Source organism: Methylophilus sp. DMC14 (assembly GCF_056314085.1).
In genome coordinates this window covers 73,506-85,334 of record NZ_JBQUZA010000006.1, presented here as the reverse complement: position 1 = coordinate 85,334, position 11,829 = coordinate 73,506, and the positions used below count along the sequence as shown (strand labels likewise).

Sequence of the window (11,829 nt, the reverse complement as noted above, 5' to 3'; positions counted from 1 at the left end):
AGGGGATTAACCCTCGCGATTGCGCATAAAATCCGCCACGCCATACAATTGATTGGCAATATGCTTCATCAGCGACTCTTCAAACTGTAAGGTATGCATGGCTTTAATCATGCAATACATCCATTGATCGCGCTCGGACTCACCGATGGAAAACGGCAAATGCCGTGCCCGTAATCTGGGATGACCATAGCGTTCGATATACAACTGCGGCCCGCCCGTCCAGCCAGTTAAAAACATAAACAGCTTTTCGCGTGCCTCGGTGAGATCTGGCTGGTGAATGGCGCGTAAGCCCGCCGCTTTTGGGTCGCTATCCATGATGTCATAAAAGGTTTCCACCAGCTGTCGGATGGTCTCAGTCCCTTTTTCTGTGCCGCCCAGCCAGTCAAACAACGATTGTTTGGCGGCATTTGGCTCTTGAATTTCAGTCATTGCCACACCAGTTATCCTGCGACTTTAGGCGTGACCAAGCCCGCCGCCTCTTTGGCTCGCGCACGCGCGAGGTCAGTATTGTCAGCGGTTGCCAAGGCGACGCCCATGCGACGCCGCACAAAAGACTCCGGCTTGCCAAACAAGCGAATCTCGCTGTTAGGTACTGACATGGCCGCTTCCAGGCCGTGATAGGCCAGTGTTTTGGTATCTGCACCGCCATAAATAACGGCGCTTGCGCCAGTCTCACGCTGGGTCACATCCACAGGCAAGCCTAAAATCGCACGCGCATGCAGTTCAAACTCATTCAGGCGCTGCGTGCACATGGTGACCATCCCAGTGTCGTGCGGACGAGGGCTGACTTCAGAGAACCAGACCTGCTCACCTTTGACAAACAGCTCGACGCCAAACAAGCCCTGCCCCCCCAAGGCATCCGTCACTTTTTTGGCAATGTCCTGAGCATTTTTCAAGGCTTGTGCATCCATCGCTTGTGGCTGCCAGCTCTCAACGTAATCGCCCTGCTTTTGCACGTGGCCAATCGGCGCGCAAAAATGCGTTTCAATCTCGCCAGCGGCATTTTTGGCACGCACGGTTAACAAGGTAATTTCATAATCAAAATCAATCTGGCCTTCGACAATCACCACACCTTGATTGACACGCCCCGCACTGGCGGCATACTCCCAGGCGGCCTTCACTTCTGAGGCTTGTGTAATGCGGGATTGACCTTTACCAGACGAAGACATGGTGGGCTTGATAAAACAGGGATAGCCGATGCCCGCATCAATGGCCGCCTGTAACTCTGCCTCTGAACGCGCAAACGCATAAGGTGAAGTTGGCAAACCGAGCGCTTCGGCCGCTAAACGGCGTATACCTTCGCGATTCATGGTCAATTGGACGGCTTTGACGGTGGGGACAACCGTGACGCCCGTGGCTTCAATCTCGGCCAGCGCCTGCGTATTCAACGCCTCGATTTCCGGGACGATATAATGTGGCTTGACCTGACTCACCAAAGCTTTAAGCGCATCTGCGTCGGTCATGTCTATGGCATAGGCATGATGAGCGACCTGGTGACCCGGCGCATGCTCATAACGGTCTACCGCAATCACTTCCACCCCCAAACGCTGCAAGGCAATAATCACCTCTTTGCCAAGTTCGCCACTGCCCAACAACATGACTTTGGTCGCATTTGCGCTTAACGGGGTACCAATCATTTTTAGCTCCACTGTAAAAACGTAATGATACCATGCGCGATTTATGTGCAAGAGGCCGTACGCTTGATTTACATCATGCAACAACCACGCACGGGCATAACAAAACGCCCCGCAATTGCGAGGCGTTTTATTCGGGATGACAGAGATTCAGCGCGTTATACAGAGATGCCATGTTTATCCATACGATAGCGCATGGTCATTCTCGTGATGCCCAGCAATCTTGCGGCCTTAGAGACATTGTTACGCGACTGCTCCAAGGCATTTAGCAGCATGGCTTTTTCTGCATCATCCAGCGTCACCTGGCTGTCGCCTTGCAAGACACTCGCCACCTGGTTCATGCCAACCTGAGGCAAGCCCAAGTCAAGCTCGGAAATCATCGTCTGTGTACACATCAAAACCGCACGGCTGATTTGATGACGCAACTCACGGACATTGCCCGGCCAGTGATAGGTTTGCATTGCCATCAATGCCGCGGCGCTGAACTCATGATGCGGCAAGGCGTAGCGCTTCTCAGTCAGTTGCCGGAAATAATTAGCCAGCAACAAGACATCTGCCCCACGATCACGCAAGGGAGGCATTTTCATGGTGATCACGTTCAGTCGGTAATACAGATCCGAACGGAAGCGCCCCTCATTCGACATCTGGTATAAATCACGATTGGTGGCGGCGATAATACGCGCGTTCACTGGACGCTCCTTGGTAGAGCCCAAGCGACGCACCATTCTGCGCTCAAGTACATTGAGTAATTTTGCCTGTAAACCCAACGGCAACTCGCCAATTTCATCGAGGAACAAGGTACCATCTTCTGCAGATTCGATCAGGCCTGGCCGTGAGGAAACTGCATTGGTAAATGCGCCTTTCTCATGCCCAAACAGCTCGCTCTCAATCAACTCAGCCGGTAAAGAGGCACAATCCACATGCACAAAAGGTTTATCATGATTGGCACAACTGCCATGCAAAAAACGTGCAACAACGTCTTTGCCTGTGCCGGTTTCCCCAGTAATCAACACCGTGGGTTGCACCGCATCACTGAGCGCACTTAACTGGGCAATACGCGTGATCTGTTGGCGCACACTTTGCATAGGCGTACTTTCGCCTATCAGTTGAACGGAGTCATTAGCAACGGCATTGCGCTGGCGCGAGTAATCCAGGCTGGTTTGCAGTTCTGTCGTCTTCTCGTTTTTCTGAATAATGAGCAATAACTCTTCAAGATCAATGGGCTTTTTTAAATAATCAATGGCCCCCAGCTTGATGGCATTGACCGCATCACTCACGTCACCAAACGCAGTCATGACAATCGTATTGATATTTCTGGCAATAAAGTCTGATAACAGGTCTAGACCATTGCCATCGGGCAGGCGCATATCCAACAACGCCATATCCGGTTCAAACTGCTTGATTAGCAGTCTTGCATCGCTTAAAGATTCTGCGTGCTCGCACTCAAATCCTGCTTTTTGCAAACGCTTAACCACCGCGCGCGCAAAAAGCGCCTCATCCTCTACCAGCAAGATTTTTTTCTTGAGAGGCATTAAGCTGGATTTATCCACTGATGATGAAAGTTGTGAAAGCACGCATCCTCCTCGTTTATTTAGTCTTTATCATAAGAAGCGACTGATTTTTTGACGCCAAAATCGTAACGCGCACCAATCCACGCTGCACGTGGGGCCCCAGGCGCATAAAATCCGTCATTAACGCCATTACCTGTAAATTGCCCTGTCGTTGTACTAATCACGTTTGTCCCTAATTGACCAAGCGTATAATATTCGCGGTCAAATACATTATTGACGCGAGCAAACATGCTCCAACCATTATTAAAGTTGTAATTTGTAAATAGATTAACCACGGTATACCCTGGAACTTTCGCTGCAGAGCTTGTATCCTGATTATTCTCATTACCGCGTGAATATTGATTTGAGAATGCCAAAATATTGGAACCCAAATTCCATTGCGGCGTGATGTCGTAACCTAAACGCAATTTCAGTTGATGCTTGGGAATAGCTGGGATGTGATTGCCAGGATTAACAGATATTTGCCCGCCCACATTGGAAGTATTATTTGAATTGGGTAAGGTCAACGGAGTCTGATAGGTTGCATCGATAAAGCTGTACCCAATCATCCATGTAAACTTCTCAATTCTGCCATTCAAACTAACATCAAAACCTTGTCTACGCGTTTTTCCTACGTTAGAGAAAAAGCCCGTCTGGTTTTGAACAGATGATTGATTCGAAATAAACTGAATATCGTCATAGTTCATAGTATGGTAAATATCTAAGTTCCATCCGATATCTTTAGTTAATGCTCCCCTCGCGCCAACCTCATAGGTTTTGCTTACCACTTGCTTAAGTGGGGGATCACCTGCAAGTGCATTAGGTAAAGCGCATGGGTTATTTGGATCAGCGCAACCTAGTTCAATAGTGGTTGGAGCACGGCTACTTTCGTTATAGGAAGCATAGGTAGTAAAGTCTTTAGTAGGCGTAAAATTAACGCCTACAGCAGGATTTAACCGATTGTAAACATCGTGCCCAGTTAAGGACCCGGGACCGCTTGCAAGCAAATGATCAGAGTTATTTACTCTGGTTGTGTTATAGCGAGCAGAGGCGGTAATGTGCCAAAAATCGTTTAATGAAAGCGTATCTGTCGCAAAAACACTGGAGGTTTGCGTAGTACCGCTCAAGTTAACATTTGGGGCGTCCTGTAGACCCGGTACAAGATTGACATATAATTGATCGTTCAATACGCCATAAGCATTATATTGTTGGTATTTAACTCGGCCGTGATTAAAACCGACTCCAGCAACAAATTGGTTTTGCATGCGCATTAAATCTTGCGTGAAAGTTAACTGAGTATTAAAGCCATAAGTGTTTTGATGCATATTGCCAGTAATATCTACGCCATTACAACTTGTGTTATTTCCTCCCAAGCAATTCGTGTTATCAGCCTCAACAGAGGCTGGAGTACCAGGTGAAGCACTCCCAGAATAGTCGTCGTTAATGTTACCGTTTATCGATTTAGTATTTACATGCCTAAAATAAGCGTTACCACTTAACTGAATTGTGTCTGCAAAATAATGACTAAAAGTCAAATTCGCAAACCCCATTTTATTATTGGTAATATCAGGTGCAGTATAGATACTGTCATAGCCTAAGGTATTAAACAGACTACCTGCTTGAGTGCCATTCCCAATCATTTTATTGTCTGCGAATGAAAGACTCAGGTGCACTGAGGTTTTGTCATTTTGCCAGCCTACTTTACTGAACAACTGCTGAACCCGAGTTGAAGAAAACTTACGCCAGCCATCTTCTTGAAAACTGTTACCTGAAATGAAAAAGTCTTTTGACCCATCTTCAGACACTCCACCGTATTCTGCATTGACGACTCTACGGCCCCAAGATCCAGTGTAAGCTTCTACGGCTGCGCCTTGATTCGTGCGGCCACTTTTTGTTTGAATAGAAATGGCCCCACCCAGTGTATTTAGGCCATAAAGGGGATTAGAGCCTGGGATCAACGCCATATTGCTAATAGAGGTCATCGGAATCAGATCCCAATTTACAACATCACCAAATGCCTCGTTTACCCGGACACCATCGATGTAAACAGACAAACCTTGGGGAGTGCCTGCTAATGGAGAAGCGGTAAATCCATGGTAATTCACATCTGGCTGATAGGGGTTTCCCTGGGTTTCATTGATATTCACACCTAACATATTTTGGTTCATATAATCCCCAATAGTTAGATTCTTTTGTTTTACCAAATCCGCCTCTTTGGCCTGCTGAATGCCTGCAGGAATCTTATTTAAAGGCAACCCAACACCTTTTACTGGCGTTGTACTAATCACTTCTACATTATCAAGTTGCACTTCTTCCGCACTGCCTGCGACCGCATGCGCCGCATAAGCAGAGAGAATGGCCATTAACAATGGTTTGACTGCTTGTTTATTCATAACGAATGATCCTTTTCCCGAGAATACTTAAATGAATGTCTTTTGGCTGCAAAAAACACTCAACGTATTGAGCAAAAATCATTCCATTGGGAGGGTAAAAAAATATCTTTTTTTAATCAATGAGATAAAAATAAATCTGGTTTATTACAACCAGATTTTATCTTAAAATTGGTTTAATACAACCAATTTAACAACCACCATTGGATATATACAACCAATTACAGAAGAGAGGGAGACGGCGTCAGGCTGATTTCCAGACCGTAAGCATTACGGCCAGGCTGCCAGGCGGCATCCACGGCGAGACCTGCCAGTGAGACCAGCGTTTCAGAAGCGCCTGGATGGGTGGTGGCCACTTGGACCAAAGGATAAAAAGCACGTTGCCATGGCGGAATGCCCAGCATTTGAAAGAGGACTTTCAATTCACGTCGTGGACGCTTGGCATCAGGCTGCAAACTCTCACCCCCTGCCCTAGGCATCAACTTGAGCGAAGTGCCTTCAGCAAGCACCAAAGGTTGTCCATACCGCCGGTTAAGGGTAATCGCTGCCGGGGAAACCCCCAGTCTGGCCAAAGCAATCCCGCGCGCTTTCACGACTTTAAACTGCACTAGCCAGTCACCCCATTGCTGCGAGGCTTGTCCTTGCCATACCAGCGGTGTTTGTGGCAATGCGCTTGGTTTGGTAACGCAATACAGGCGTTGCTGGTAATGGTGCAAATAAGCTGACTGAAGCGAGGCTTGCCCTTGTAACGGCAAATGCAGATAACGGTTAGGTTTTACCGATGAAAGCTGCTGCCAATAGTCTTGCAATTGATCCTGATTGGGCATCCGTAACTGCAACTGTTGAAACCAATGGCGGAGCAAGTTTTTGGAGCGGACATCACCCAATGCATACAGCTTTGACATCGCAATCGATTGCCCCAGCCATTCGGCTTGCAAATCACATTGCGCCAAGTCCTGGCTGGCCAGTACATCCAGCAAACTCTGCGCGTCTGCCATGTGCCCCGCCGTTCTCAACAACGACTGATCCACTTGCGGATAACGTTCGCGCAACACTGGCATCACTGCATGACGCATAAAATTGCGGTCGTAAACCGTATCTGCGTTGCTTTCGTCTTCTACCCATTGCAAGTGGTGTGCGGTAGCAAACTGTAAAAGTGCAGCTTTTGGCACGCTTAACAGTGGCCGATACAAGCGGCGTGCCCCATCCCATGCGGCCATGGCACTCAAGCCCTTGACGCCAGCGCCTCTTACCAGTTGCAGCATCAACGTTTCTGACTGGTCTTGCAGATGATGAGCCGTCACAATCGCATCTGCACCGATCTGTTGACGCTGTTGCTCCAGGGCATGATAGCGTGCTTCGCGGGCGGAGGCCTCCAGGCCTTGTCCGCTTTGCAAATCTACGCGCACCTTGTCAGCAAAAAAAGGGACATTGTAGGTCTGGCAACGGTGTTCGCATTGTTGCAACCACGCATCGGCATTAGGACTCAAGCCATGATGCACATGCATGGCTGACAGCCGAAATGGCAATCGCTGGCAGAGCTCTGCGAGCAGATGTAACATCACCATAGAATCTACGCCACCGCTCAGTGCGAGCAGCAGATGTGGTGTGTTGGCATCCTGATTTGACAGTCCAGCCAGAAAACCAGATAACTGGGTTTCCAGGCTGGTCATAAGAGAAGCATTATTTTTCACTGGCCGCTTTAAATTTACCGTAACTCATCAGGCGCTGGTAACGTGTCTCCAGCAACTGCGGTATTTTTTTGGCTTGCAATGTTTTCAACTGTTGGCCGATCGCGAGCGAAACCTTCTCCATCACATCTTCATAATTACGATGTGCGCCACCCAGCGGCTCGTTGATAATGGTATCAATCAAGCCCAAAGACTTGAGCCTGTCTGCGGTAATGCCCAAGGTTTCGGCAGCTTCCGGGGCCTTGCTGGCGCTCTTCCACAAAATGGACGCACACCCTTCAGGCGAAATCACCGAGTAAGTGGAATATTGCAACATATTCAAATGATCCACCACGCCCAAGGCCAGCGCACCACCAGAACCGCCCTCACCGATCACCATGCCAATAATCGGCGTCTTCAGTTCGGCCATGACATACAAATTGCGTGCAATCGCTTCTGACTGGCCGCGCTCTTCAGCCCCAATGCCGGGATAGGCGCCTGGCGTATCAATAAAGGTGATAATCGGCATCTTGAACTTTTCGGCCAGACGGAACAGGCGCAGCGCCTTGCGGTAGCCTTCAGGACGCGGCATACCGAAATTGCGGTATTGGCGTTCTTTGATATCGCGGCCTTTTTGATGGCCCATGACCATGACCGGAATGCCTTTAAAGCGCGCAATGCCGCCGACAATGGCCGGGTCATCTGCATAGGCACGGTCGCCATGCAACTCCTGGAAATCAGTAAACAAGGCATTGATATAGTCTGCAGTATAGGGGCGCTGCGGATGGCGGGCCACCTGGGAAATCTGCCAGGCAGTCAAGGCCTGGAAGGTATCCTGCAATAACTTGGTATTCTTCTTTTGTAACAAATCCAGCTCTTTGGAAATATCCAGAGAGTCATGTTCGTCATGCGAAACTTGTAGCGCGTCAATCCGCTTTTCCAGTTCGGCAATCGGTTGTTCAAAATCAAGATAAGTCAGTTTACTAGGCGTTAAACGTTTTACACTCATTGGAATTCCAATATGAATTCTTTAGAAAAAAGTTCAGGCATTATAAAGGATTTTGACGTTTTCTTTAGACAACCAGCCCTGTAAATTGTGTAGCAGGTCATCATGCAGCACGACTTGCCAGTCATCGCCTAGCATCAAACTCACCTGCGCAGACTGGTTATGGTAGTCGACTTTGATCGGACAACGCTTCTGCTCCTCACCGGCGTAGCGATAAGGCGTTAATACTGTCATGAGACGCTGCACATCCGAAGTGCCATTGCAGCTCAAGGTCAGCATTTGCGCAAAACGGTTACGCACGGCGGCCAGATCATAGAGTTTACGGGCGCTGACGCGGATGCCACCGGAGAACTCATCATTACTGATCCGCCCTTCTACCACCAGCAGCTGGTCTTCCTTGATCCACTGTGCGTGCTGATTCAACAATTCGCTACCGACGACCACATCCACGCGACCGACGGCATCATCCAGCGTCACAATCGCCATTTTCCCACGCTGCGTCATGCGGACACGTACACCCATGACCACCCCGGCCAGCAGTTTCGGCTGCTCTTGTGGCGCCAGTTCACCCAGATTGCCTTTGATAAAGGGGCCAAGCTGCGCTTTGTAGCTTAAATAAGGGTGACCACTCAAGTAAAAACCCAGCGCCGTTTTTTCTTCTTGCAAGGCCTGCTCAGGGCTCCAGGCGGCAATATCCGGCAACGCATGCTGCGTTTCGATCACCCCGCCAAACAGGCAATCTTGCCCGGCGTGTGCCGCGCCCTGCTCTGCGACACTGATCGCCCTATCCAGGCCCGCCAGCAACGCAGCCCGGTTAGGTTCCAGCTTGTCAAAAGCACCGGCGCGGATCAGGGATTCAATCACCCGACGGTTAACCTTGCGCAAATCCAGGCGCTGACAAAAGTCGAATAAGTCTTTGAAAGGGCCTTGAGACTGACGGGACGCCATAATCAACTCAATCGCCGCCAGGCCGGTGCCTTTGATGGCGCCCAGGCCGTAAAGCACCTGCTGCGCATTGAGCGGCTTGAACTGATAGACACTGGCATTGATGTCTGGCGGCAACACTTCGATATGATTGGCGCCGCAGTCATCAAAAAACGTATGCACGTTATCGGTGTTGTTCATGTCAGCAGACATGGTCGCCGCCAGAAAAGCCGCCGGGTAATGCGCTTTGAGGTAAGCGGTATGATAAGCCACCAAGGCATATGCTGCCGCGTGCGACTTGTTAAAGCCGTACCCCGCGAACTTTTCCAGCAAGTCAAACAAATCATTGGACTGCTGCAAGGTCAGGCCATTTTTGAGCGCACCTTCATTAAAGATTTCGCGCTGTTTGACCATCTCTTCCGGCTTTTTCTTACCCATGGCGCGGCGCAGCAAGTCTGCACCACCGAGACTATACCCGGCGACCACCTGGGCGATCTGCATCACCTGTTCCTGATACACGGCAATACCGTAGGTTTCCTTGAGAATAGATTCGGTCGACGGGTGCGGGTATTCCACGCGCTGCGTGCCATGTTTACGGCGGCAGAAGTCTGGAATCAGATCCATTGGGCCAGGACGGTACAAGGCAACCAGCGCAATAATGTCTTCAAACAAGTCTGGCTTGGCTTGCTTAAGCATATCTTTCATGCCGCGCGATTCCAGCTGGAACACCGCTGTCGTATTGGCTGTTTTCAGCAGATGGTAGCTACGCTTGTCATCGAGCGGAATCGTCTCAAAACTCAGTGGCGGCAACGTTTCTTGCGCGCGCTGCGCATTGGCATTTTCAAGCGCCATATTGAGGATAGTCAGCGTGCGCAGGCCCAAAAAGTCGAACTTAACCAGGCCGACCGCCTCCACATCATCTTTGTCGTACTGACTGACCAGGCTATCGCCATTGGGCTGGCAATAGACGGGCGAGAAATCTGAAATCTTGCCAGGCGCAATCAACACCCCCCCGGCGTGCATACCGATGTTACGGACCAGGCCTTCCAGCCGCAATGCCAAAGACAGTAATTCTGCGACCTCTTCTTCTTTTTCGCGGCGCTCTTGCAGTTGCGGCTCTTTTTCCAGTGCGGATTCAAGCGTGATGCCCAGCTCCATTGGAATGAGCTTAGCGATGCCATCGACAAAGTTGAACGGCAAATCCAGCACGCGGCCCACATCGCGGATCACCGCTTTGGCCGCCATGGTCCCGAAGGTGGCGATCTGAGACACCGAAGCCAAGCCATATTTGTGCTTGACGTAATCGATGACGCGATCTCGCCCTTCCTGACAGAAGTCAATATCAAAGTCGGGCATGGAGACCCGCTCCGGGTTTAAGAAACGCTCGAACAGCAGGTTGTATTTGAGCGGGTCGAGGTCGGTAATCCCCAAACTGTAAGCGACCAAAGACCCCGCACCGGAGCCCCGGCCTGGTCCGACTGGCACGCCGTTGTTTTTTGCCCAGTTAATAAAATCGGCCACGATCAAAAAGTAGCCAGGAAACCCCATCTGAATGATGATGCCGCACTCAAACTGCAAGCGCGCTTCGTATTCAGCTCGTTTGGCTTCCCGCAGCTGTTCATCCGGGTACAAATAGGCCAGGCGGTGCTCCAAGCCTGCTTTAGACTGGTCCACCAGATATTGATCCAGACTCTCACCATTAGGCGTCGGAAAATCGGGCAGGTAATTTTTCCCCAAAGTCAGCGTCACGTTGCAGCGCTTGGCAATCTCCACCGAGTTTTGCAAAGCGATGGGCATATCGGCGAACAAAGCCTGCATTTCTGCCTGGGTTTTCACATACTGGGTGGCGACAAAACGCTTGGGTCTACGGGTATCGGCCAGCACATAGCCTTCCGCGATACAGGTGCGCGCCTCGTGCGCCATAAAGTCATCCGGCGTCTGGAACTGGATCGGATGCGTTGCCACCACAGGTAAATCGAGCTGCTGTGCAATGGCGATGGTTTGTCTGATCAATTGCTCTTGGGCATAGGCTTCGGTATTGCCGGGCACATGTACGCGCTGAACTTCCAGGTAGTAGCGGCCTTCAAATACCCCGGCCCAGTGTGCTGCCGCTTGCAAGGCTTGAGCCTGGTTGCCAGCCTGCAGTGCCTGTCCAATGTCACCGGCAGTAAAGCCCGACAGCAGCAATAGCCCTGCGTTTTTTTGCTGTAACCACTCGGGTTTGATTTCTGCCCGTTCACGGTACTGGTTCTCCAGATAGGCGCGACTGAGTAATTCACACAGGTTGCGATAACCCTGCTGCGTTTGTACCAGCAACAGCAAGCGGTGAGGCTGGTCGCGCTGGAGCGGATTCTCGATCCAGACATCACAGCCCAGAATCGGTTTGAGCCCCTTGCCACGGGCAGCCTTGTAAAACTTGATCGCCCCAAACAGGTTAGCCAGATCGGTCAGCGCAATCGCTGGCATGGCATCACTTTTTGCCGCCTTAACGTAATCATCAATGCGCACCGTGCCATCCACAATGGAATACTCACTGTGGCAACGCAGGTGAATAAATGCAGGTTGGAGAGAGGGTGTTTCAGGCGCTTCCATCACTTTATTTTAACCGCCAACCTGCTTTTTTGTACCCATGCCAACGACAAATAATGTCATTGA

Annotated in this window: 7 protein-coding genes; all 7 read right to left on the bottom strand. The window is 50.2% G+C overall.

What is annotated here, in order from left to right; genetic code table 11:
* Positions 1-6: 6 nt before the first annotated feature.
* Entirely contained in the window at positions 7-429 is a 423-nt protein-coding gene (locus tag ACT53C_RS12210) for a group II truncated hemoglobin (RefSeq protein WP_476146480.1), read from the bottom strand.
* Positions 430-440: 11 nt separating this feature from the next.
* Positions 441-1,637 (bottom strand): formate-dependent phosphoribosylglycinamide formyltransferase, encoded by a 1,197-nt coding sequence (gene purT, locus ACT53C_RS12205; protein WP_476146478.1) that lies wholly within the window; start codon positions 1,635-1,637, stop codon positions 441-443.
* A gap of 155 nt (positions 1,638-1,792) precedes the next feature.
* Positions 1,793-3,208, bottom strand: coding sequence for a sigma-54-dependent transcriptional regulator (locus ACT53C_RS12200; RefSeq protein WP_476146476.1), 1,416 nt, complete (start codon positions 3,206-3,208; stop codon positions 1,793-1,795).
* Positions 3,209-3,225: 17 nt separating this feature from the next.
* The gene (locus ACT53C_RS12195; protein WP_476146474.1) at positions 3,226-5,577 is read right to left on the bottom strand and encodes a TonB-dependent receptor; all 2,352 of its coding nucleotides are present in this window, start codon (positions 5,575-5,577) and stop codon (positions 3,226-3,228) included.
* A gap of 218 nt (positions 5,578-5,795) precedes the next feature.
* Positions 5,796-7,247, bottom strand: a complete 1,452-nt coding sequence (gene tilS, locus ACT53C_RS12190; protein WP_476146473.1) for a tRNA lysidine(34) synthetase TilS — start codon at positions 7,245-7,247, stop codon at positions 5,796-5,798.
* Positions 7,248-7,257: 10 nt separating this feature from the next.
* Positions 7,258-8,253 (bottom strand): acetyl-CoA carboxylase carboxyltransferase subunit alpha, encoded by a 996-nt coding sequence (locus ACT53C_RS12185; protein WP_476146471.1) that lies wholly within the window; start codon positions 8,251-8,253, stop codon positions 7,258-7,260.
* Positions 8,254-8,286: 33 nt separating this feature from the next.
* On the bottom strand, positions 8,287-11,766 hold the full coding sequence (dnaE, locus tag ACT53C_RS12180) for a DNA polymerase III subunit alpha (protein ID WP_476146469.1): 3,480 nt from the start codon (positions 11,764-11,766) through the stop codon (positions 8,287-8,289).
* Positions 11,767-11,829 lie beyond the last annotated feature (63 nt).